The following is a 23,418-nucleotide window of genomic DNA, read 5'->3' on the forward strand; positions in this document are numbered from 1 at the left end:
CACGATGGCATTTGACTTAGTTCAATACTTTTCTGAACAAATTAAACTTCAAAAACCACAGCTCTTTGATCAACACTCATCAAAAGAAAGACTTTATTTTATTGATGAAGTGAATATGCTTGCTCTTGGACAGCTGGTCAGTCTTTGGAAAAAAGATAATCAAAAACTTTATCAGGAAATAAAAACATCTGATCCCCTTTATATCCAAGGAATAGCTAGACATCTTACAACTTCTGCATATAATCAATCCGCTTTAAGCGCTTCTGAGTTAGAGTCAAGTATTTCAGAAATACTCACTTTACAATTCGCAGAATTAAATCAATTAGACCAAACAGGTAGCTTTGGTCAAACAGGTTTAAGTGAGCTTCTCTTAGGTCAAATAGAACATCTATCTGGACAAGCAGAAGATTGGGTTTGGTCAACCAACCAACTCACTGAACTTTTAGGTTCAAAACCAGTCATACAGCAAGAAGTTTCTCTAGAGACAACGATACAGGAATTTAATCAAATGGTACATCAAGCACAACATACTGAAGAAATTTCAACTCCAGAACCAACTACACCGACATGGTCTTTTATTATTGCACCTGTAACAGCACTTATTATTTTATTATTTTTATATTGCAGCTACATTCAGCTGACGACTATTTAAACATATTAAAAAATGATAAAGAAAGTATATTACTTTCTTTATCAAATATTTACAGATATTTAAATCATACTAAAATAACAGAAACTATATGATTATAAAGATTTACATTTGTTTACAATGGAAAAATAATTTAAACCACCCTATTTTTTTGTGACAAAAATCACATTTTTTATTTAAAATGTGGTTTTTTATGCGTTTTTGATTTATTTTTTTGACCAAAACCGTCATTTATTACCAATTGTATTATTTTAAGTCTGTTTAAGTATTATTGATTTAATAAAAGAGTTTCCTATAATGAGATCAACTGCTTTTGATAAATAATCTAAAACAAAAGCAGGGAATATGAATTCATAAACAAAGATGCGTAAGTAGAGATAATATCATGGCTAAAATTTCACTAGAAGGCTTGACAAATATTGATGGTTTTGTGGCAGCGGCATTAGTAGACACTGAAAGTGGCTTAGCGCTTGCAACTCAAGGCGGGGGCGCAATTGACTTAGAATTAGCAGCAGCAGGTAACACTGAAGTGGTTCGCGCAAAACGTCGTGTTGCAAACTCACTCAAACTTAATGATGATATTGAAGATATTCTAATTACACTTGGTAAAGCATATCACCTAATTCGACCATTAGAGAGTAACGGAAATTTATTTCTTTACCTTGTATTAGATCGTAGCAAATCAAACTTAGCAATGGCACGCCACGAATTAAAAACGTTCGAAAAAGAATTAGACTTTGCTTAATTAAAATCTTAAGTTTTTTTAAAATTAGACTTCTTATATTTATTTTAATTATAAAAATTAGAATTATGTAAGAGGTCTTTTATCATTCTTAAGTAAAAGTATAATTTCGTTCAATGCAATATTTTATAAAATATTAAAGTGATACTATGAATGGACATTGCATTAATATCGCAATTTCAGGTATAAGTTTAAAAGTCTCAGATGAACTAAAAATAGAACTTAGGAAAACAATACCTAATGAGTTTGGCATCAACTGGATCAATATTTCAGACCCAAATCTCGATTTATTATTAATAAATGAAAACTTTTTTGATACTGAAGGTATCCAACGTATTATTCAACAAAAACAATTACCATGTTTAAAAATTTCTAAGGGGCAAGGTTCTTGCCAAATCGATGAGGACAACACACTCTACCTTCCCTTTCAACAAACGGATGCCTTAAAGAATTGGATACAGCTTAGACTGCTAAGTTATATTTCTAATCAACAACCTAAAAATGATTTTCTATCTAATCATAATGCTGTAAGTGAAAAGTTTTTAAAGGATATGCTAAACCCTGAAAATGCTCGTCTTCATCTTTTTGATGATCATGGGACTTTAGCGATCATTGATACACGTAGTCAGATTGCATGGTTAGAACCAACTCGCATACACACGCAAACCAATCATAGCTTTAAATATGAATTTGCGACCACTTTTGATTGCACAAAAGTTTCTCGTAAAGTTGAATATGACTTACAGGATTGGTTATGGAATTTATTTTGGCATTCTTTAGATTTTCAAAGACTTGCGCCGAATGAAAATGAATATTTTAAAATTGAACATTGGCCTCAACCTAGTCAAAGTACGGATCGAAAAATTATACTTTTGCTTTCAGCATGTTTTATACAAGGAGCTCAACTTTCACAAGTGGCAACGCAATTAAAAATCCCAATTCAAACGGTTCAACAATTTATTGCTGCCTGCATCATTTCAAATAATGGAGACATTATTCCAGCAACAGAAAGTCATTATTTGAAATCAGAAGCAGCCGAACAGCCTGTTGAAGAACACAACTTTTTTAATAAATTTTTCGGCAAAATTAGACGCCGATTTGGGCTTTAAGGAATTATATGATTTTACAACAATATAAGATTGTATTTGCTGGAAGTATGGGTGCTGGAAAAACTGAAGCGATAAGATCACTTTCTGAAGTTCCAGTACTCGCAACTGAGGCATTCAATACAGATAGCCAGGCTCATAATAAAATGCAAACTACGGTTGGCATTGATTATGGTGAAATTACCTTAGATGATGGTGTCAAAATCGGACTATATGGCACACCAGGTCAAACCCGTTTTGATTTTATATGGCCAGTGATTTGCCAAGGTGCTCTTGGTGTTATTATTTTAATAGATCATAATAGTAAACTCCCACTTGATGAACTTGAGGGGTATTTAGATACATTTAAAGACTATACAAAAAATATATCAATTGGTATTACTCATATTGATGAGAACAAAGGTCAGCCAACTTCCATTTATCGGGAGTGGCTGATCCAGAATGAGTATCAATATCCCCTGTTTTTTATTGATGCGCGTAAACAGGAGCATGTTCTGCTCATGATTGAATCACTCATCGCGGCATTAGAAGTCAATTTAAGAGCAACAAATTAATCACTTCATAAAGAGAAGAATTATGTTCAGTATTCCGAGCCAACAACGCACTGCGCCAAAAGAACTCATTCAATTAGCAAAAATACAGGCGAATGACATCTTAACGAATATCCGTGGTATTGATTACATTATGCTTTGTTCTACTGATGGCTTTGAATTGGCATCAATCTATAAAAAGAATCCTTATAACAGCACCAAGTTAGCTGCTGTAAGTAGTTCAATTTTAGCAATGGTCAGTGCATTTTTAAATGAAATTCATTTAACTGGATGTCAGAGTATCACGCTTGATGCTGAAAATGGTAAAGCAATCCTAACTTCGATTCCTGCACCACACCATCCGATGGTGATGGTGACATTAAGTAATAAAGACGTTCTTTTAGGACAATTACTTTATAGCTTAAAACAGGCTAGTGCAGCGATTGTAGCCGCTGATCAAACATAATCCTTAACTCATTGATTAATCCGAAAGGCAATTCTACACACTCACTGATCACGGTTGAAAAGCTATTAAAAAGCTAGGCGTGGAACCTAGCTTTTTAATTTACACATTTTATGCAATTGCGACATTTAATAATAATTGTCGTTTTTTCACTTGTTGTCCAATTTGACCAATCAGCTCATCTACCACGCCGTCAACATCCGACTTGATTTGTTGCTGGATTTTCATAGCCTCCAGAATCAATAAGGTTTGTCCCTTAACAACCGCGTCTCCAGCATTAACCAATAGATTCACAATCGCCCCATCCATCGGCGCACGGATTTTACCATCCCCTACCACTTCAGCAGCTTCAGGTGCAGCATAGGTGATATTTTCAATCACTAAATTACCATTTGCTGTATCTAAATAGAGTTGGTTTTGATCAAGTACATAACTCAATTTACGGCGCACGCCATCAACCTTATAGATGATCTGAGTATCACTTATCTCAACCACATCCACCGTACTTTGCTGATCACATAATCGCACGGTAACTTGCTGTTGATCCATTTCGACTTGTAGTGACAGTTGTTGATCTGCACATTTCAACTTTAATGGTAGCGGCGTTGCAATACCTGTTTGCCATGCCGTTTTTGAAGCCTTGTGTTGCGCAAATAGTGTTGCTGCAATCGCTAAACTTTCGAGGGTTGGAACTTGTTGATGTAGGCTAACATCATCCTGAAAATGCTGCTGGATAAATGCAGTATTGGTATCACCCGCCACAATAATCGGATGCCGCAATAAATTTACCAAAAATTGTTTATTGCTATTTACACCAAGCAATACACAATCATCTACTGCACGCGCTAATAGACGAATCGCATCCTGACGGGTTTTACCATAGGCAATCACCTTCGCGACCATCGGATCATAGAATGGGCTAATTTCACCCGCCTCTAACATGCCATGATCAATACGGACATTAGGCAACGCCGCAGGCTGCCAACGTAATACTTTTCCCGTTTGTGGCAAGAAGTCCTGACGTGGATCTTCGGCATATAAGCGTACTTCAATCGCATGGCCATTTAGAGTCAGTTCATGTTGTTGTAACGGCAGAGTTTCACCATTGGCGACACGCAGTTGCCACTCGACCAAATCTAGTCCCGTAATCATTTCTGTCACAGGATGCTCAACTTGTAAACGAGTATTCATTTCAAGGAAATAAAATTCGCCAGACTGATCCAGTAAAAATTCAACCGTACCTGCGCCGATATAATCACAGGATTTTGCTGCCGCCACCGCAGCCTCTCCCATTTTTTGGCGTAACTCAGATGTCATTACTGGGCATGGTGCTTCTTCCACCACTTTTTGATGACGGCGTTGAATTGAGCAATCTCTTTCAAACAAATAAACATAATTGCCATGTGTGTCACCAAACACTTGGATCTCTACATGACGAGGTGCGATCACCGCTTTTTCAATAATTAACTCACCTGAACCAAAGGCATTTTCGGCCTCTGAACGTGCAGTTTTTAAAGCTTCCAACAAATCAACAGACTGCTGCACCAAACGCATGCCACGTCCACCACCACCAGCAGATGCTTTGACCATCAATGGAAAACCAATTTTTTCCGCTTGCTCAGCCAAGTATTCAATCTCTTGCTGATCACCCTCATAACCAGGTACACACGGTACACCCGCTTCAATCATGGCAATTTTAGATAAACGCTTACTGCCCATTAAATGAATCGCAGCGGCGTTTGGCCCAATAAAGGTGATACCGTTGTCGCTACAAGCTTGGGCAAAATCGGTATTTTCAGACAAGAAACCATAACCAGGATGGACCGCATCTGCGCCTGTCTTTTTGCAGGCTTCAATGATATTGGTGATCGACAAATAAGATTCTGAAACTTTAGATGGCCCGATATAAACCGCCTCATCGGCAACTTGAACATGGCGTGCATTTTCATCTGCATCTGAATACACAGCAACGGTCTGATAGCCCATTGCTTTGGCCGTTTGCATCACACGAACTGCGATTTCACCACGATTTGCAACTAAAACTTTTGAAAATTTCATTATTGCTCAGTCCAAGTTGGTAAACGTTTTTGAATAAATGCCATCGTGCCTTCTTGCCCCTCTACCCCACCAACGGCTTGAGCAAACTGCTGTGCAGCATCGTCAAGTAAAGAATCTAGAGGCTCATTTAACGTCCGATGTAGCAATGCCTTGGTGTTTCGAGATGCCATCGGTGCAGCACGTTTGATCTGTTGAACGGTATCAGTAAGTAATTGCTCAAGCTCAGCGTCATCACGCACAACTTCATGTATCACACCTAACTTCTGCGCAGTCTCACCATTAAAACGTGAACCTAACAGTGCCAAACGACGGGCTTGAGTCAGTCCAATCCGTTTCACCACGAATGGTGCAATTTGAGCAGGTAATACCCCAAGACCTGTTTCAGGTAAGCCAAACTGAGCATTATCACGACTAATCGCTATATCAGAGACACATGCTAAACCAAAGCCACCGCCGAGCACTGCCCCTTCTAAAATTGCAACAACCGTTTGAGGAGCTTGATCAACTTGTTCAATCATGGCACCAAAACGGCGGTTAAAATCAACATAAGGCTGTAAACTGCCCACATTCGCCACTTCAACACGCAAAGCTGCCATATCTTTAATATCACCACCTGCACAGAAATGCCCGCCTTTTCCACGCAGGATTACGGCACGAATCGAGCTATCTTCGGCAATATAAGCAAAGACCTGCTGAATGGCATTGACCATGTTGAGACTCATGGCATTACGGCTTTCAGGTCGGTTCAACCATAGCGTTAAAATACTGCCTTGTCGTTCAAGCTGGATGCTGTCATCCACTTGTAAAGTATCCAGATTACTCATTTTATTCCTAATTTTTCATTCTTAATCACAGGTTAGCTATACAGGATCAACGTCATACGCAACCACATGATCACAGGGGCAGCATTACCTGGATCAAAGATCCTTGCCCAACATATGACATTGTTATAGCCTAGATGACCATGACCTCAGCCCCTCAAATCAACCCAGCCATGCTTCACAATATATCCCCACTTCACAAACCAAGCAAGTGCTTGGTTTGTGAAATAAGCATTATCATGCGTGATTAGCTTTGGCGGTACGCACCACAGCGTCTATATCTACCTCATCAATTTGATGAGGTGGAATAAACTGTTGGGCATAATCCAGCCATAAACGACTTTGGACAAAATAGATAAACAGTGTACGGTCAAGATGATTTTCCTGACACATTTTTGCCATGATCATCAGCGACTCAGAAATGGTTTTGGCAGATTTGTAAGGACGATCCGCGGCAGTGAGCGCCTCAAAGACATCGGCCAATGCCAGAACACGCTCCTCAACAGACATTTGTGCCGCTTGTAAGCGTCTTGGATAACCCTGTCCATCCATACGTTCATGATGGTTAGTGGCAAGGTCGGGAATACGCTGCAAATGCTTGGGCCAAGGTAATTTGGTCAGCATAATCAGGGTCTGGACGATATGATTGTTAATCGCAAAACGATCTTCGTTGGTCAGTGTCCCTCGGCGAATACTGAGATTATAAATTTCCCCAGTATTTCTTTGGTAATGTGGAAGTTGCATGTCAAAACCATGCATGTTTAATGGATCATCCCGCTCTACATGGGGTTTATAATTTTCATCCCATGCAACGATATGCTCAGGTTTATCTGCCAATAGTCGCTCCTGTACGGGGAGTGGCGGCGCAGGATGATGATAAAGTGACTGTTCCAGTAGCGATAGCCCAAGACGGTTATCAAAATGACGTAACCATGTTCGCTGCCCGATCTGTTCTAAACGTAAAATCGTCTCATCACTTAAAAATTCCCCTCCAATATTGCATTTGGCAATAAAGGCAAAATCATCCTGTAGTTGCGCATACTGTGCATCACGCTGAGCTTCTGCACATGCCTGTTCTGTTCCTGTCAGTTGAGCCTTTAGACACGCTATCTCGGCATCACGATATAACACTTCAAAACGGGTACGGATTTCATGGATACGGTTGTACAAGGTTTCCAGTTTGGTGGCTTTGTCAATAATATGTTCAGGCGTGGTAATCTTACCACAGTCATGTAGCCATGCTGCCAGACGGAAAGCCTCACGATCATCCGCATTGCAATGGAAATCAGCATATTGCCCTTGTGTTTCTGCTGACAAGTGATCCACAATCATCATTGCCAGTTTGGGCACACGACGACAATGGCCTCCTGTATGGGCACTCTTAGTATCAATCGCATCGGCAAGAACCAGAATGAAAGCCTCCAGAAGCGCTTTCTGTGATTCAATCAATTGCCTTGTTTCAATTGGAATTGCCAACATTCCAGTTAATCGTTCACTAAAAATCAGGAAGTTTTGTGACGTATGTTCATGATCACCTTTATGCTCTAAAATCACATAACCCAGAATGTGTCCATCACGCCCGCGTATGGCAAAGGCCTGACACAGGGCATGGCGGTTAGGCTGCTGATTCTCAATGTTACCCAATTGTGCCGCAACGGCATCCACCTGATCTTGTCGTCCATAGGCGGCTTTTTTTTGCCAACTGTTATCTTTTGACTGGTAAAGATACACTGCGCCACTATCACAACGAACGGCCTCTACAAACAACCGAAGTACTTTATTCAGCATGGTATCAATCTGCGGTTCAGCTTGCAGTACCTGACTGATTTTTAACAATGCTTCCATGGTACGGCTCACATCATCCGTAACATCCGTCAGTTGATAGGCTTCATACAACAAACTAAACTCAGGGCTAGGACGACTAAAATCAAAATGTGACATCTGCCGAACACGACGAATATGCTGTTCAATAATCTGGCCAATACGATGTCCAAGCCATGCTCCCAAAGCAAGAAGCAACATCCCCAAAACAATCGCAATCCCAATCATCTGGCGACGATAAACAGGCAAATCCTTGAGTAACTCTTGACTTGGAATGGCAACCAATAGCTGTAGCCCCAGTTCACGATATTGGGCAAGTTCAATCTTCCGTCCCAACCATTGTTGATCATCAGCCTGATAGGTCATTACCTGAGTTTGTGATGGTAACTGCCACAACTGTAATAAGGCTGTGTTTTCCAGATGTTGCAGTGCAGGGGCTTGTGTGTTGGATGTGGCTTGATCAATAGCTGAACCCATATTGACCCCAATCACTTCGCCCTGACTATCCACCAATGCAATTTGACTATGGGGGGTAATACTCAATTGTTGCAGTGCATCCTTAATTCCATTTAAGGGTAAATCCATCGCAACAATCGCATGGGAATTACTGCTGCGCATGGAAAGTGTTATACCCATCAAAGGTGTATCTGCATAAATATAGGGTTTTGAAATGGCAACATCTGTGGTGGCAAGCGCATTGTTATACCAGGGACGTTGCCGAGGATCATACACATAGTCGGGATCTATACGTTGCTCAATCAGGTTGAGCTGCTGATCATAGAATAAAAGTTGGTGTGTACGCTTTTCTCCTACCTGTCCCAACAATGTGCGAACCACGTATTTTGCGTGTTCTGGTGCGCGATAGCTCTGACGTAATGTCGCCTTGGTTAATGGACTCACCAGAAAATAATCACCATTATCATACCCAATATACACAGCCGTTAATAATGGATTGGCATACAAATTGGTAGTAAAGGCCTCTAGGCGTTGCAACCGCTGGGGCAATGTGCTGGCTTCAACCACAGGATCAAAGGCCAGAACGCGCAGCAATGCTTCAGCAGGATCAATAATTTGTTGTACTTTTTGTTCCGTGATTTGACTGGTCATTTCCGCCTTGCTAGTTGCGGCATCCAGAAGCAAAGTCTTTGCCTCAAACCAGTTAACTGTTGTAAAAGTGACGGATGTCAATGTGATGGCAATGATCATCATCATGGTCATCACCATGCGAATACGCCATTTATGTTGGAGCCGCTGCATTATGCTTTGCATATCTTTGTTCCATGTGTTGTATGTTGCACACGACAAAAGGCCAATATTTTTTTAAATATTCTGGGTATTTGTATAACATTCTATTTTAGTAGGTCATCACAAACATCATAAGTGAATACCCTGAACATGACAATCTAGAGGGAAAAAATTGCGATGAATTGAAAAAATTAAATAATTGATATCAAATAAATATTGATGTTTTTATAAAGATTTCACAACTATTGTTATAGGTAAAATATTTCGTTTTATTATCGGGATAATGCAAAGCCACACTTTAGCTACTTGATGTATAACAATCTTTCAGTATTTTTAATTTTACCTTTCTAAATCCTCCCTACCACGATGCTTAAGCCGCATCTCAGGGAGGATTTAGACATAGCTAAAATATAAATTAACTTTAGATCACCCTTTCTGCTTCTTCGGCAAGATATCCATCAATTTACAGATAATTCCGAGCATGATTTCATCTGCACCACCACCAATGGAACCTAAACGTCCATCACGGTACAGTTGCGAAGCAGGGTTCTCCCACATAAAGCCATTTCCACCCCAATATTGTAGGCAGCTATCCGCCACTTCTCGAGTTAAGCGCCCTGCTTTGAGCTTTGCCATCGAAGCCATCATGGTGACATTTTCACCAGCAATGTGTTGTTCACAAGCTTGATAAGTAAGTGCTTTTAGCGCTTCAACTTCAGTCATCAATTCAGCAAAACGGAAATGCACATATTGATTATTGATGAGTGGCTGACCAAATGTCGTCCGTTCTTTCGTATAATCAATGGTTTGTTGAATCACATTTTCCAAACCACCCACAGCATTTGCACATGCCCACATACGTTCTTCCTGAAACTGCATCATCTGCATCATGAAGCCCATACCCTCAGCACCCACCAGATTGCGCTGTGGTACACGAACGTTATCGAAATAAACTTGAGCCGTTGTGGTGGAGCGCATTCCTAGCTTATTCAGTGGTTCTGAGAAACTAATGCCTGCAGTCTTCGCAGGAACAATAATCATTGATTTATTGACATGTGGTTTGTCGTCAGAGGTATTGGCAAGTAAGCAGAAGAAGTCTGCTTGCAGTGAATTAGTAATCCACATTTTGCTGCCATTAATCACATAATCATCACCATCTTTTTTTGCGGTGGTTTTAACCGCTGCAACATCTGAACCTGCATGCACTTCTGAAACTGCAATTGATGCCACATATTCACCACGAATCGCAGGATTCAGAAACTCTTCTCTCAGTTCTTTACTACCAAAACGAGCAAGTGCAGGTGTTGCCATATCGGTTTGCACACCAATCGCCAAAGGCACACCACCACATGCTGCACGTCCTAATTCTTCTGCCACCACAAGGTTATACGAATAATCTAAACCCAAGCCGCCGTTTTCTTCGGGCTTACAAATACCTAGCAAGCCTAAATCTGCCATTTTCTTAAAGACGTCATGGATCGGAAAACGTCCCGCTGCTTCCCATTCGGGAATAAACGGATTAAGTTCGTTTTCTACAAACTGACGTGCGGTACGGCGTAATGCTTCATGCTCTGCGGTAAATTTCATTATTTTTTTCCTTAAAAATTGTTTTTCCCCTCTCCCTCAGGGAGAAGGCTAGGATGCGGGTATTAAAAATTAAAATCTAGACACACCAAAACGCGTTGGATTTAACTCGCGTTGCTGTGCTTCATAAATGGTCTGTAGCAAGAAGATCAATACTTTACGTGTATCTCTAGGATCGATAATGCCGTCATCATGTAACATCGCTGTATTAAATAAAGCGGTCGATTGCTGTTCCAATTTCATCGACGTACTTTGTTCTAGAAAATCCAACATTTGTGGATTCGGTTCCATACCTGAAGCTTTTTGCTTCCCTTCAGCCACGATACGCAACACTTTTCCAGCTTGAGCTGAACCCATCACCGCCACATGTGAATTTGGCCAAGCAAAAATAAAGTTTGGCGATAAACTACGTCCACACATGGCATAGTTCCCTGCGCCATAGGAACCCGCCACTACAATCGAGATTTTCGGTACAGTTGCATTGGCAACCGCCTGAATCAGCTTGGAACCATGCTTGATAATGCCATTCTGTTCAGCATCGGTTCCGACCATAAAGCCTGTAGTGTTATGCAAAAATAAAAGTGGGCGCTGGGTTTGTTCACAAAGATGGATAAACTGCGCAGCCTTGACTGCCCCTTGTGGGGTGATCGGACCATTATTGGTAATGATGCCAATATGTACCCCACCCATTTTTGCCCAACCGCAAACGGTTAGAGCATCGTATTCCTGCTTAAATTCCAGGAAATCAGAATCATCAATAATCCGTGCCACCACCTCTTTCATATCAAAAGGTTGCTTTGGATCTTTGGGAATGATGCCAAGTAATTCTTCAGGTGCGAAACGCGGTTCTTTGTAGTGTTGATTTAGACTAGTGGTTTGTTCCTTCCAATTCAAATGCTCTAAAATCTCACGAGCAAGTCGAATCCCATCTGCATCATTTTCCGCCAAATATTCTGCTACACCTGAAACCTGGGTATGCATTTCAGCACCACCGAGTTCCTCAGCCGTTGCCACTTCACCTGTTGCTGCTAACAATAATGGGGGACCAGCCAATAACATTTCCGTTTGCTTACGCACGGCAATCACATAGTCAGATAGACCTGGTTGATACGCACCACCTGCGGTGGCATTACCATGTACCACCGATATCTGCGGAATCCCTGCCGCAGACATTCGTGCCTGATTGGCAAAAGTCATACCGCCATAAGTAAATACTTCGGCTGCATAATTTAAATTTGCGCCGCCACTTTCGGTCAATGTCACAATCGGTAATTTTTGTTCAAGCGCAATCTTTTGCAAACGTAAGGTTTTTTGTACACCCATCGGCGACATGGTGCCGCCTTTGATTGCGCTATTACTGGCAGTAACTAACGCACGAACGCCACTGACAAAACCAATTCCTGCAATAATACCCCCACCCGCTTCAGAGCCATCTTTATCATCATGCATGTTGTAGCCAACGAGACCGCATAGCTCGACAAAAGGTGAATCAGCATCGAGAAGTAAACGTACACGTTCGTGTGGAAGAATTTTGCCCTTCTTATCAAACTTCGGTTTTGCTGCATAAGACTTATCAATACCTTTTTGCTGTACGGCACGCACTTCTGCAATTTGGTTTAATAGAGCGTCTCTGTTTTGTTGGTATTGTTCACTACCAACTGCAATTTCAGATTGAAGAATCGTCATGGTTTAATCCTTGTTTGCATCTTGCGCTTGGGCAGATTGTTGTTCTGCTTTTTCAATCTGATCTTTGAGTACATCAGGAATAAATGCACGATGGAAGCCATTAAAAGACTGGCTATTGGTTGCATCTGCTAACGGATACATCCGTGTTCCTTGTGAAGCAGCGCCATCAACTCTTAAGGTCACACCTGAAACAAATGCAGCAGCATCAGAGAGTAAATAACAAATCGCTGAAGAAATTTCCGACTCAGTACCCATTCGTTTTAAGGGCACATTACCTGCCAAACTTGGAATAATAAATTTGGCAAAGTCACCACTGTAGTTATCCATACCAGAAGAAATAATCCAACCCGGCGCGACACAATTAACCCGAACGCCTGAACGTCCCCACTCGACTGAAGCGGTTTTGGTTAGGTTATCCACACCTGAACGTGCTGCACCAGAATGTCCCATACCTGGCATGCCGCCCCACATATCGGCAGCCATATTAACAATGCTACCGCCGTGTTTTGCCATCCATTGGTTATAAGCTTCACGCATCAGGTAAAAAGTTGAATGCAAGTTATTACGCACTACCGCATCAAAGCCATTGGCAGAAATACTTTCAAGTGCAGATGGAAATTGCCCACCTGCGTTATTGGCCAAACCATCTAGCTTGCCAAATTTTTCAATGACTTCCGCAATCATGTTTTTGACTTGTTCTTCATCACGGTTATCACACACGATGAAATGGACTTTGCCGCCATCCTCTAAAATTTCTTGGCTGACTTTTTCTAACTTTTCAATTTTGCGCCCTGTGATCACCACCTGAGCGCCTAAAGAAGCCAATTCGTGTGCGGTACAACGACCAATACCAGAACCTCCGCCTGTCACGACAATCACTTTGTCAGCAAATGCATCTGCCCTGAAAATTGATTGATAACTCATTTGATTTACATCCTTACTTATTTTTCTAATAGTTGTGCTGGTACTTTGACTGGCATATCTAACAATTGCTGTGCAAATGCCTTACCTTGCGGATCAATACGCAGACTGGCAATCCCACCACCACCCAATGCATTTTCCAACATAAAATTCAGTGCATTCATGGCTGGCAATTCATAACGAATCACTTTTGATTTTTCAGGATCAAGTACATGCTGCATATAGTCTGCAACATTGGCTTCTGTTAGTGCTGCCCGAATCCAAGGTAAATACTCTGTCTTACGTGCAATCACCCCGATATTACTATGATTGCCTTTGTCACCACTGCGCGCATGTGCCACTTCAATTAACGGCACTTCAATTTCATCGCCTTGATAGCTCGCCACTTCACCCACTGAATGCAGGTTAATATCTTGTGGAGCTAAGCCTGTTGGAATCTGAACTGGATGACGTTGCCCTGCAAAATCTACCTCAACCTTGATTTGATCTTTATCAATTAAGAAAGAGAAAAGCTTCACCACTGCCGAAGCTTTAGGACGACCACCGACAATGCCTGCCAAAGCTGGTGCCATACCTGTAGATGCCTGTGCAATTTCCGAAGCAAAGAACATACAGGCTTCTTTAAACATGTGTTTCACAGCAATCTTGACCACCACTTCACGGCTGTCCTTGATTCTTGAATGTGAACCATAGGTACTTTCAATCCCAAGAATCTCCACCGATTTTTCACTAAATGGCGGAACTGAACGTAAAGCTAATACACGTTCGCATTTATTTAGAATCGCATCAGCAATGGTTTGCGCTTTTTCAGGAGCTTCACGACCTGCAATTAAGAAGCTCACTAAAACACGATAACCATCCGCATAGGTAGCACTGACTTTATATTGCTGCGTTGGTGCACGACCAGTTGCACCTGTAACTTTTACTCGATCCTCACCGATTTGCTCTAAATGAACTTGGCTAAAATCAGCCGTCACATCAGGAAGTAAATAAGCTTGAGGATTACCAATCTCATAAACAATTTGTTCTGCGACTGTTGCTGTTGAAACCAAGCCACCTGTGCCTTGTGGTTTAGTCACAATAAAGGAAGCATCGGCACTGACTACTACAATTGGAAAGCCCATATTGTCAAAGACTTGCACCAAGCGCCAATCAGTAAAATTACCACCTGTACATTGAGCACCACATTCAATCACATGCCCTGCCAATGAACCCTGTGCCAACTTATCATAATCATCCAGTGACCATTTGTATTCATGCAGTAGGGGTGCAAGCACAACCGCCGAATCGACCACCCGCCCCGTAATCACAATATCTGCGCCCAAGTCCAAGGCATCACGAATCGCAACGGCTCCTAGATAGGCATTGCTACTGGCAACATGCGCAGGCAAAGCCTCGCCATTAAACATTTCATGAACATTTTGTTTGAGTAATTCAGCATGTTTAGGCAGTACATCATCACCAAGTACCACTGCAACTTTTAAATCTAGTCCCTTTTCATCAATTATTTTTTGTAAGGCATCACGACACGCTAAAGGATTAACACCGCCAGCATTACTAATGACTTTGATTTTTTTCTCAGCAATTTTATTAATCAGTGGTGCCATCACTCGGCTAACAAAATCCAATGCATAACCATGATTTGGATCAGTCATCATTGCCTTTGCCATGATCGACATGGTAATTTCTGACAAATAATCAAACACTAAATAATCAATATCACTTAAATGTACCAACTGAAAAGCGGCTGTGTTGGTATCCCCCCAAAAGCCTGATGCACACCCAATTTTGATTACCTTCTGATCATCCTGCTTGATGCTTGTCATGCGCTTTCTCATTGTTATTTCTAAATTGGCATAACATTACCAAGCAAGTGCTTGGTTTGTAAAGTACATAATGATATGCTGTATTGGCAAAAATAGACAAATCCAAGCAAATGCTTGTTATAAAAAGATAAGACAATTCATGAAATGAATTTTGTTACAATGCTCACTAGATTTAATAGGATAGACGGACTGGCATGATCGCAACTTCAATTGAGCAAATACCTAAAATTGTATGTTTTGACGATAGCCCACGTGGGCGTTTATTGCTTGGCGCTGCTTATCTATTTTATAAACAAGGTTATGACAAAACCACGGTTCGCCAATTGGGTGAATTTATTGGTATCCAGTCAGGTAGTCTTTTCCATCATTTCAAAAGTAAAGATGAAATTTTAGCGACTGTCATGGAACAAACCATTATTTATAACTTTGCACGGCTTAAAGAAGCGGCTGAACGTTCAAATGAGCCAGAACAACAATTACGTGATTTAATCAAAGCTGAACTGATTTCGATTACTGGGGATACAGGTGCAGCAATGGCCGTACTCGTTCATGAATGGTTTGCCCTCTCCAAAGAGAAACAAGACTATCTTTTAAAGATGCGTAATGAATATGAGCAAGTTTGGCTCAATGTGATTGAAAAATTACGTGATCAAGGCAAAGTTAAACATGATGCATTTATTTGGCGTCGATTGGTGGGTGGTTCTATTTCTTGGTCGGTGACTTGGTACAGACCTGAAGGTAAAGTCAAAGTGGATGAGCTGACTGAAATGATTTGGGAAATGGCTTTAAAATAAGTAAGATATGAGACGACATAACTTAACGTTCTACCCAATCATGGTATTTCTATTGTAAAAATTCTTTGTTAATCTGCAAGCAATATAACAGCAGAATAATAATGCCATGAATCCAGTTCAACATGCCAATATTTCGGTGAAACGTCGTGGGGGCGAGCTTGAAGATTATATTGATATTCATGCTTTGATTGACAGCACCAAAATGCTTTGTACCGATAACCGCCATCGTATCCTGCATACCTTTTGGGGGGTTCAGGAAGTGATTATTCCAATCTTTGGACATCACTTCGAAAATAGTGCGGGTAAAAGTATCGAGGTCAAAGACCTGTGCGAAAAAGATCATTTACTGGTGGATTTCCACCACCGCTTTATTCCAACTATTGGCGATTTTGTTGCAGCCATGCAGGATATTCCCACTGATGGGCTGGCGAAACGTCTGGAAAAATTCCATTCCGATGTGATTGAGGATCCCAAAATCTCTGCGACCTTACTCTCACCTTTATCAGTCACAGGACAATTAAAGTCCTTGCTGATCACGCATAACAGTTGGTTTATCAATACCATTCTACCGATGATGGGTAAAGGTGAAGCAAAGTTTATTGATTTTGATATTAGTCCAGACTTCTTTTTCAATCCAATGCGTTTTGAGCTTTGGATGGATAATGGTATGGCCGTACCACCAAGTGCACTTAAATTACAAGAATTAAAAATTAAAATTGCTTAAAAGGAATTTAATCATGGAAGAAAAAATCTATGCCTTACGCAATTCTTCATTTTGGTATGATGATGAGTTCTTCTTTAATTTAATGAATAGTAATGACCATATCGGACATATTACAGCCATTTTTGAAGATAAAGAGCAAGCCATACAAGAATGGAAACGCTTAGAATATGAGTTTACTCATAAAATCAATTTTAACAATTTTATGAGAGAAGATATTTCTTTTAACATTGAAGAAATTCTTCCTCATCGCACATGGAATGATTTGAAAAATCTTGATATAGAAGAGTTATTTACTGTTCTTCATCACAATGATATTCATGCCTACTACTTATATGAATATCCAAAACAAATAAAACAAGGTGTAGCTTGGGATAATTCAGAAAATAACTATCATTTTTCTGATGCCTGTACAGAATATGATTTTAGAAAAAATTATTTTATAGATGCAACTTTTATCAAGGATGATCCTTTACTTAGTCACGTTTCTCCATCTGTTGATAGTTTTATTTTTATTCTATATGGCAGCTTATCAGACCTTAGTGATACACCAATTCTATTATCACAACTGATTCAACAAGAAGAAAATCTTAACTATGATGAAGATAGGAAACTCTTAAGAATAAAACAATTAGACTCATCTACTCTTAATAGTTTAAATGCTCTATTAAAAGACCCAATCCAATGTTTAAACATTGAAGAAATTTATGAGATCGAAAAATCATTAAACCAAAATAATACCAAGGAAGCTTAACATGGAGCGAAAAAAAATCTATGTGATTCGTCACTTATCATATTCATATAATGATGAATATTTCTCATCTTATATCCATGATAGACGGCATCAAGGACATATGACAGCTTTATTTGAAAATAAAGAAGATGCGATTCAAAAATGGAAACAACTCGAATATGACTTTAGCCATAAAGTCAACTTTCAGAATATTATTGAATGCGGTCAACAACATGACTTTTATGGTAAGGAAAAAATTTTAGCTCAAATGTCAGTAGATGAATTATTTAGCATACTGAATCAATGTGATAGTTGTGTTTATGCTGTATTTGAATATCCAAAGCAACTCAAACAACAAGTCTTTTTTGATATTCAAAAAAATGAATACAAAATGTGCTATGAAACAACTGAATATGACATTCAGGAGAATCAGTTTCTGCAAGCCAATTTTATAGAAAATGACCCTCTACTAACAGATATTTCCCCCTCTACCTCACGTGCTATTTATAGTGATATTGAATTGGTTGGTAGCCTAGCTGATTTTAGTGATTCCCCTTTACTATTGGAAAGACTCATTCAAGATCATCCTAATATTGAATACAATCACTCTTGTCTAGTGATTAAACCTAGTGCTCTTACCAGTATCAATCCTTTACTCAAAAATCCAATTGAGATGCGTTATCTGACAATAGAAGAAATTTATCAACTTGAAAAATCACTCAATCAAACTTACTTAAAAGGAATAAAGTAAAAATGAGCAACATCCAATACGTCATCCGTCAAAATGACTTTGCCTATAATGATGAATGGCATCTGACCAATTGTGTTTCAACTGGGGCGATCAAGCAGATTTATACAGATAAAGCTGAAGCTGAAAAGGCATACAAATCACTAGTCGTCGAAGGCTTATACTATGATGAACTATGCAACTATGACATCGGCAATGGTGAGGCAGATGATGAAACCTATGAAAAACTTGAAGCTTTTATCTTGGAAAAAACAGGCAAAACCTTTGATATTGATGATGGAGAAATCCCTCAACTGAATGAAGATGATGCATTTGAGTTCGCTAAAATCTCAGGTATTGTCTGGTATCAGCTACTGGAAGTCGATGCAACGCAACCCTGCTATGTGCTTTGGATCAACTCTGAAGAAGACTATTTTAGTGGCTATGAAACTGGCAGCATTATTTCTAGCCAAGATGAAAATTTTAGTGATGTGTCGTGGGAAGCCAATATTTATGCGATGGACTATGCGTTTGAAGCTATAATGGACAAACCTCTTGCAGAATTAAGCGATAGTCCGCTGTTATTCAAACAATTTATCGAACAAACTCCAGATATTCGTTACGATGCTGAAAAAGACAGTATCGAAGGTATTGCACTCGACAACATAAAATTTATTGATATCAAAGCACTAAATTCATTTCTAAAACAACCTATATTTGAAATCCGCCAAATCTCTTTAGAAGAATTAGCTGAGCTAGAATAAATTTGAAAATAAAAAGTGCGGAAATTAACCGCGCTTTTTATTCGCCATGAAGGTACTAATAGCCTAGCTGCTTACTAATCAAATTCTTCATGATTTCTTCAGCACCACCACCGATCATATTCACTTTGACTTCACGATAAATTCGTTCGGATTTCGTTCCACGCATAAAACCCATTCCACCCAAAGTTTGCACAGCCGCATCCGCACAAAATTGCATCGTACGAGTCGCTACATTTTTTGACATCGAAATTTGTGCAATGAGGTCTGCCCCTTGTAACTGTTTTTGTCCCATTCGATAAGCTGTATCTTCTAATAATGCTCGTGTTGTAGTCAATTGAGTTGCCATATCTACGAGTTTGTGGCGAACCACCTGATGATCCACCAAGCGCTTTCCAAAAGTTTGACGCTGTTTTGCCCAATCTAAGGCTTCCTCATAACAGACCAAGGCATAACCATATGCCATCGCAGCTAGCCAAAAACGCTCCATATTAAAGTTATTCATAATGACTTTAAAACCTGCATTTTCCTCGCCTAACAAATGACTAACTGGGACTTGGACATTGTCAAAATGCAAATGTGCAGTGTCAGATGCCCACCAACCCATTTTCTTTAATGGTGATTTGGTTATTCCCTCACTATGCGCATCGACCAATAACATGGAAATCCCTTTTGCGCCTTGAGCATTTGGATCAGTTTTGACCGCAACTGTATAATAATCTGCTCGCATCCCTGATGTGATAAAGGTCTTTTCACCATTCAAAATAAAATGATCTCCTTCTCGAACTGCTTTGGTTTTAATTGCAGCGACATCAGAACCGCCACTAGGCTCTGTAATTGCCAAGGCTGATATTTTTTCACCTGCAATAATCTGTGGCATAACTTCATTACGAATCTCAGGTCGAGCAAAATGATGAATGGGTGGTGTTCCAATGCTATGAATCATAAGCGAAATATGCACACCACCAGATCCAGCTTTTGCCATCTCAATTGCTGCCAACATCACGTAGAAGGCATCTGCATCGGGAATGCCACCATGTTCAGCATCATAGCCGAGACCCATTAAACCGACACTTGCAGCCTTTTGATAAAGTTCTCGTGGAAATATTCCTGCCTCATCCCATTCATTCACATAAGGTGAAATTTCTTTCTCTACAAACCGTTTGACACTGTCTGCAAAGGCCCGATGTTCAGATGTGTAATAAATCGGGTTAAGTGATAAACCATCCATGTCTTTTTCCTAAATTATTATTTAACGAGTTGTTCTTTTATAAATACGGCTTTAGACCAATCTCATCATGGTTTAAAGCCTTAAAATTTCGCTTAATAACCAAGTTGGCGGCTGGCAAGGTCTTTCATAATTTCCTCTGCACCACCACCAATCATGTTCACTTTCACTTCACGATAGATACGTTCAGATTTTGTGCCACGCATAAAACCCATCCCTCCTAAAGTCTGAACGGCAGCATCAGCACAAAATTGCATGGTTTGTGTTGCTACATTTTTAAGCATGCAAATTTGTGCAATCAGTTCATTACCCTGCAATTCTGGTTTTCCTAAACGATAGGCTGTATCTTCCAATAACGCACGAGTTGAAGTTAAACGTGTCGCCATATCTACTAGCTTATGACGAACAACTTGATGATCAATTAAGCGTTTACCAAAAGTTTGTCGCTGCTTCGCCCAATCCAAAGCTTCTTCATAGCAAACCAACCCATAACCATAGCTACTGGCTGCAAGAAAAAATCGCTCCATGTTAAAGTTGTTCATAATGACAAAGAAGCCCATATTTTCGGCACCAAGTAAGTTTTTGGCTGGTACTCGCACACTATCAAAGTGCAAATGCGCTGTATCCGATGCCCACCAGCCCATCTTATCCAACTTGGATTTGCTAATGCCCTCACTATGTGCATCTATCAACAGCATTGAAATACCATTAGCTCCCTTAGCATTAGGATCAGTTCTCACCGCAACAGAATAATAATCCGCACGAATACCCGATGTAATAAAGGTCTTTTCACCACTGACAATATAATCGTCACCATCTCGAACCGCTTTGGTTTTCAAAGCCGCAACATCCGAACCACCACTAGGTTCAGTAATTGCCAATGCAGAGATTTTTTCTCCTGACAAAATTTGTGGTAAAACTTCAGCCTTGACCTCTTCTTGAGCAAAATGCTGAATGGGTGGTGTTCCAATCGTATGTGAAAGCAAAGAAGCCGCTAAACCACCTGATGCAGACTTGGCTAATTCAACCGAAGCCAGCAACGTATAAAATGCATCCGTTCCCGCAATACCACCATAATTTTCATCAAAGCCAACACCCAGCAAGCCTATATCAGCGGCCTTTTTATACAGCTCACGCGGAAAAGTTTCCGCTTCATCCCATTCAGTGATAAAAGGACTAATTTCCTTTTCAGTAAAGCGCCTAACACTCTCAGCAAAGGCTAAATGTTGCTCGGTGTAATATAAAGGGTTGAGTAGCATGCTTGCTTCCTAATAATTATTGATCATTGTTTTCGAGTATTTAGTGAACATTAAGGTATCAAAACCGCCAAAACCAAGCAAGCGCTTGGCAAAATTTAAAATTAAAAAAATATTCAATTGGTTCGATTACTTTAACTTCCTACAAGGAATCATTCATCCCAATGGAACTTAGATTTTTAACAAACTACGAAATCCTCGAGTTGAATAATAAGATTGAGCACCATTGTGATAAGTGAAAACTCGTCCATAACGACAATCACAAAAATAGCTCCTCCTTTCACCCGAATATCATCTGGCGTTTTCACCCAACTCGACGTCTTTAAATCAAAATGCTCAATAGACTGTAATTGCTTATATTGCTCTTCTGTCAGCAATTCAACTCCCATCACTTCTGCTTCATCAACAGCATTGCTAATTGGTTTATGTTCTTTCCGTGAATTTAGTGCCTCTCGATCGTAGCAAAGACTTCTGCGACCTTTGGGTCATTCTAATGAACAATCATAAAATATGATCTCAGATGAGTCTGAATATATTGATACTATGTCAGGTTCTCCACCTGTTTCTTCCATTTGATGCAATGACCATAATTTATCTGGAACTTGTTTTAATCTTTCCTCAAGCTGATACCAACTTAAGTTTAAATGTCGATCCATGTTGTTTTCAAAGCGAATTTTTAATTTTTCCAACAATAACTTCTTCTCGCTCTCAACCAATTTTTTTTCCATTATATTTACACCCCACTTTTTCAATAATCTATTATTTATATCTATGTAAATGATGAAAACTAGAATAACCACTTAATCAAATTTTCACTTAAATGATCCATTTTATAAATATTTAAATTAAAAATAGAACAAAAAATACACCTGACTTTTTAGCTATTATAGAAATTTGAGTTCAGATTTTTTAGATATATATTTGATTTATTTAAGCTTAATTATTTTATAGTTCTTAGATTTAATATTAACTACGAAATAAAGTTACTAACTACTAGCCTATTTCTCCAGAGATACTCGAATTTTGCCAAAGTAGCGACAAAAATTGCTTCTCCACCAATATGCATAATTGCCAATATCGTCATTTCATGCCAAAACCACCATATTATAATCAAACAAATAATGCACCAAAATCCATTTGCTATCACAAGAATATTGATGAGAGTAGCTGATCGCCTTCTATAATTTGCTAATATAAATGAATAACATGCATACAATAAATTAGTACAACTAATAAAAATGATGATGCTTTTTGGTAAATGATACATTTGACTTAACCATTGTGCTACAAGCAAAACTATTAAACCTGCTGAAACAGCGGCACAACAATCTACCCATAAAATATTTTTTTGAATCATCGTTATAAATAATCTAAACCTTTATAAGGATATTAGCATAAACGCTATTTTCATTTTCTTATTTCAATAAAAAACACCCCCTCTGCGCTAGCGGAGGGGGTGTTAGTATTTAAAAGCTGGCGATGACTTACTCTCACATGGCAAATGCCACACTACCATCAGCGCTAAGAGGTTTCACTTCTGAGTTCGGGAAGGGATCAGGTGGTTCACTCTTGCTATTGTCGCCAGCAAACTGTTGTGGTGTTTTCGGGTCTTATTCACATTAATTAATAATGTTTGCCTTACTTACGATCCAAAGAGTTATTAACGGATTAGTTAATTGAGTCGTATTGTAACTAGTTTATACACTAAATCAAGTTGTGTATTGAATTTATCTTGAATACAACAAC

At 39.6% G+C, this 23,418-nt stretch carries 20 protein-coding genes, 1 rRNA gene and 1 pseudogene; 10 read left to right on the forward strand and 12 right to left on the reverse strand.

From position 1 onward, the window contains the following. Positions 1–4 precede the first annotated feature (4 nt). From CDG55_RS12160 to CDG55_RS12180, 5 genes are all read left to right on the forward strand, one after another. On the forward strand, positions 5–652 hold the full coding sequence (locus tag CDG55_RS12160) for a hypothetical protein (protein ID WP_087535631.1): 648 nt from the start codon (positions 5–7) through the stop codon (positions 650–652). Positions 653–1,034: 382 nt separating this feature from the next. Then, on the forward strand, positions 1,035–1,394 hold the full coding sequence (locus tag CDG55_RS12165; protein ID WP_087535630.1) for a hypothetical protein: 360 nt from the start codon (positions 1,035–1,037) through the stop codon (positions 1,392–1,394). Positions 1,395–1,540: 146 nt separating this feature from the next. Continuing rightward, on the forward strand, positions 1,541–2,500 hold the full coding sequence (locus CDG55_RS12170) for a hypothetical protein (protein WP_087535629.1): 960 nt from the start codon (positions 1,541–1,543) through the stop codon (positions 2,498–2,500). Positions 2,501–2,508: 8 nt separating this feature from the next. Next, positions 2,509–3,051: a GTP-binding protein gene (locus CDG55_RS12175; RefSeq protein WP_087535628.1), complete on the forward strand. Its 543-nt coding sequence runs from the start codon at positions 2,509–2,511 to the stop codon at positions 3,049–3,051. Between the two features lie 22 nt (positions 3,052–3,073). Then, complete coding sequence (locus CDG55_RS12180; protein WP_087535627.1) at positions 3,074–3,493, forward strand: roadblock/LC7 domain-containing protein; 420 nt, start codon at positions 3,074–3,076, stop codon at positions 3,491–3,493. A gap of 108 nt (positions 3,494–3,601) precedes the next feature. Here CDG55_RS12180 and CDG55_RS12185 read toward each other — a convergent pair whose 3' ends face one another. The 7 genes from CDG55_RS12185 to CDG55_RS12215 form a co-directional block, all read right to left on the reverse strand. Beyond that, positions 3,602–5,548, reverse strand: coding sequence for an acetyl/propionyl/methylcrotonyl-CoA carboxylase subunit alpha (locus CDG55_RS12185; protein ID WP_087535626.1), 1,947 nt, complete (start codon positions 5,546–5,548; stop codon positions 3,602–3,604). Next, on the reverse strand, positions 5,548–6,372 hold the full coding sequence (locus CDG55_RS12190) for an enoyl-CoA hydratase/isomerase family protein (protein ID WP_087535625.1): 825 nt from the start codon (positions 6,370–6,372) through the stop codon (positions 5,548–5,550). Before CDG55_RS12190 ends, CDG55_RS12185 begins: the two co-directional genes overlap by 1 nt. A gap of 234 nt (positions 6,373–6,606) precedes the next feature. Continuing rightward, positions 6,607–9,459, reverse strand: a complete 2,853-nt coding sequence (locus tag CDG55_RS12195) for an HD domain-containing phosphohydrolase (RefSeq protein ID WP_087535624.1) — start codon at positions 9,457–9,459, stop codon at positions 6,607–6,609. 402 nt (positions 9,460–9,861) lie between these two features. After that, a complete protein-coding gene (locus CDG55_RS12200; protein WP_005162362.1) occupies positions 9,862–11,022 on the reverse strand; it encodes an acyl-CoA dehydrogenase family protein in 1,161 nt (386 codons plus the stop codon). A 69-nt stretch (positions 11,023–11,091) separates the two neighbouring features. Then, a complete protein-coding gene (locus CDG55_RS12205) occupies positions 11,092–12,705 on the reverse strand; it encodes an acyl-CoA carboxylase subunit beta (RefSeq protein ID WP_087535623.1) in 1,614 nt (537 codons plus the stop codon). Positions 12,706–12,708: 3 nt separating this feature from the next. Next, positions 12,709–13,629 carry an SDR family oxidoreductase gene (locus CDG55_RS12210; RefSeq protein WP_087535622.1) on the reverse strand — a complete coding sequence of 307 codons (921 nt, stop codon included), beginning with the start codon at positions 13,627–13,629 and terminating at the stop codon, positions 12,709–12,711. A 17-nt stretch (positions 13,630–13,646) separates the two neighbouring features. Next, a complete protein-coding gene (locus tag CDG55_RS12215; protein ID WP_087535621.1) occupies positions 13,647–15,452 on the reverse strand; it encodes an acyclic terpene utilization AtuA family protein in 1,806 nt (601 codons plus the stop codon). 194 nt (positions 15,453–15,646) lie between these two features. Here CDG55_RS12215 and CDG55_RS12220 point away from each other — a divergent pair, with 194 nt between their 5' ends. The 5 genes from CDG55_RS12220 (at position 15,647) to CDG55_RS12240 (ending at position 19,191) form a co-directional block, all read left to right on the forward strand. Beyond that, a complete protein-coding gene (locus tag CDG55_RS12220; RefSeq protein ID WP_087535620.1) occupies positions 15,647–16,246 on the forward strand; it encodes a TetR/AcrR family transcriptional regulator in 600 nt (199 codons plus the stop codon). 106 nt (positions 16,247–16,352) lie between these two features. After that, positions 16,353–16,970: a DUF6915 family protein gene (locus CDG55_RS12225; RefSeq protein ID WP_087535619.1), complete on the forward strand. Its 618-nt coding sequence runs from the start codon at positions 16,353–16,355 to the stop codon at positions 16,968–16,970. Positions 16,971–16,983: 13 nt separating this feature from the next. Beyond that, positions 16,984–17,721 (forward strand): hypothetical protein, encoded by a 738-nt coding sequence (locus tag CDG55_RS12230; RefSeq protein ID WP_087535618.1) that lies wholly within the window; start codon positions 16,984–16,986, stop codon positions 17,719–17,721. 1 nt (position 17,722) lies between these two features. Beyond that, positions 17,723–18,451 carry a hypothetical protein gene (locus CDG55_RS12235; RefSeq protein ID WP_087535617.1) on the forward strand — a complete coding sequence of 243 codons (729 nt, stop codon included), beginning with the start codon at positions 17,723–17,725 and terminating at the stop codon, positions 18,449–18,451. Positions 18,452–18,453: 2 nt separating this feature from the next. Then, positions 18,454–19,191: a hypothetical protein gene (locus CDG55_RS12240; RefSeq protein WP_087535616.1), complete on the forward strand. Its 738-nt coding sequence runs from the start codon at positions 18,454–18,456 to the stop codon at positions 19,189–19,191. Positions 19,192–19,246: 55 nt separating this feature from the next. Here CDG55_RS12240 and CDG55_RS12245 read toward each other — a convergent pair whose 3' ends face one another. The 5 genes and pseudogenes from CDG55_RS12245 to rrf form a co-directional block, all read right to left on the reverse strand. Then, the gene (locus tag CDG55_RS12245; protein ID WP_087535615.1) at positions 19,247–20,419 is read right to left on the reverse strand and encodes an acyl-CoA dehydrogenase family protein; all 1,173 of its coding nucleotides are present in this window, start codon (positions 20,417–20,419) and stop codon (positions 19,247–19,249) included. Between the two features lie 92 nt (positions 20,420–20,511). Continuing rightward, entirely contained in the window at positions 20,512–21,675 is a 1,164-nt protein-coding gene (locus tag CDG55_RS12250; RefSeq protein WP_087535614.1) for an acyl-CoA dehydrogenase family protein, read from the reverse strand. A 168-nt stretch (positions 21,676–21,843) separates the two neighbouring features. Further along, positions 21,844–22,400 (reverse strand): annotated as a pseudogene (locus tag CDG55_RS12255) (DUF4256 domain-containing protein). A 242-nt stretch (positions 22,401–22,642) separates the two neighbouring features. Then, the gene (locus CDG55_RS12260) at positions 22,643–23,029 is read right to left on the reverse strand and encodes a hypothetical protein (RefSeq protein WP_087535613.1); all 387 of its coding nucleotides are present in this window, start codon (positions 23,027–23,029) and stop codon (positions 22,643–22,645) included. Between the two features lie 114 nt (positions 23,030–23,143). Beyond that, positions 23,144–23,258: ribosomal RNA gene (gene rrf, locus CDG55_RS12265) — 5S ribosomal RNA — on the reverse strand. Positions 23,259–23,418 lie beyond the last annotated feature (160 nt).

The organism is Acinetobacter sp. WCHA45, assembly GCF_002165255.2.
GTDB lineage: Bacteria > Pseudomonadota > Gammaproteobacteria > Pseudomonadales > Moraxellaceae > Acinetobacter.

Bases quoted from the DNA above. Each gene is read 5' to 3' on its own strand.
- CDG55_RS12160 (WP_087535631.1), top strand. From the start codon at position 5: ATGGCATTTGACTTAGTTCAATACTTTTCTGAACAAATTAAACTTCAA.
- CDG55_RS12165 (WP_087535630.1), top strand. From the start codon at position 1,035: ATGGCTAAAATTTCACTAGAAGGCTTGACAAATATTGATGGTTTTGTG.
- CDG55_RS12170 (WP_087535629.1), top strand. From the start codon at position 1,541: ATGAATGGACATTGCATTAATATCGCAATTTCAGGTATAAGTTTAAAA.
- CDG55_RS12175 (WP_087535628.1), top strand. From the start codon at position 2,509: ATGATTTTACAACAATATAAGATTGTATTTGCTGGAAGTATGGGTGCT.
- CDG55_RS12180 (WP_087535627.1), top strand. From the start codon at position 3,074: ATGTTCAGTATTCCGAGCCAACAACGCACTGCGCCAAAAGAACTCATT.
- CDG55_RS12185 (WP_087535626.1), bottom strand. From the start codon at position 5,548: ATGAAATTTTCAAAAGTTTTAGTTGCAAATCGTGGTGAAATCGCAGTT.
- CDG55_RS12190 (WP_087535625.1), bottom strand. From the start codon at position 6,372: ATGAGTAATCTGGATACTTTACAAGTGGATGACAGCATCCAGCTTGAA.
- CDG55_RS12195 (WP_087535624.1), bottom strand. From the start codon at position 9,459: ATGCAAAGCATAATGCAGCGGCTCCAACATAAATGGCGTATTCGCATG.
- CDG55_RS12200 (WP_005162362.1), bottom strand. From the start codon at position 11,022: ATGAAATTTACCGCAGAGCATGAAGCATTACGCCGTACCGCACGTCAG.
- CDG55_RS12205 (WP_087535623.1), bottom strand. From the start codon at position 12,705: ATGACGATTCTTCAATCTGAAATTGCAGTTGGTAGTGAACAATACCAA.
- CDG55_RS12210 (WP_087535622.1), bottom strand. From the start codon at position 13,629: ATGAGTTATCAATCAATTTTCAGGGCAGATGCATTTGCTGACAAAGTG.
- CDG55_RS12215 (WP_087535621.1), bottom strand. From the start codon at position 15,452: ATGACAAGCATCAAGCAGGATGATCAGAAGGTAATCAAAATTGGGTGT.
- CDG55_RS12220 (WP_087535620.1), top strand. From the start codon at position 15,647: ATGATCGCAACTTCAATTGAGCAAATACCTAAAATTGTATGTTTTGAC.
- CDG55_RS12225 (WP_087535619.1), top strand. From the start codon at position 16,353: ATGAATCCAGTTCAACATGCCAATATTTCGGTGAAACGTCGTGGGGGC.
- CDG55_RS12230 (WP_087535618.1), top strand. From the start codon at position 16,984: ATGGAAGAAAAAATCTATGCCTTACGCAATTCTTCATTTTGGTATGAT.
- CDG55_RS12235 (WP_087535617.1), top strand. From the start codon at position 17,723: ATGGAGCGAAAAAAAATCTATGTGATTCGTCACTTATCATATTCATAT.
- CDG55_RS12240 (WP_087535616.1), top strand. From the start codon at position 18,454: ATGAGCAACATCCAATACGTCATCCGTCAAAATGACTTTGCCTATAAT.
- CDG55_RS12245 (WP_087535615.1), bottom strand. From the start codon at position 20,419: ATGGATGGTTTATCACTTAACCCGATTTATTACACATCTGAACATCGG.
- CDG55_RS12250 (WP_087535614.1), bottom strand. From the start codon at position 21,675: ATGCTACTCAACCCTTTATATTACACCGAGCAACATTTAGCCTTTGCT.
- CDG55_RS12260 (WP_087535613.1), bottom strand. From the start codon at position 23,029: ATGATTCAAAAAAATATTTTATGGGTAGATTGTTGTGCCGCTGTTTCA.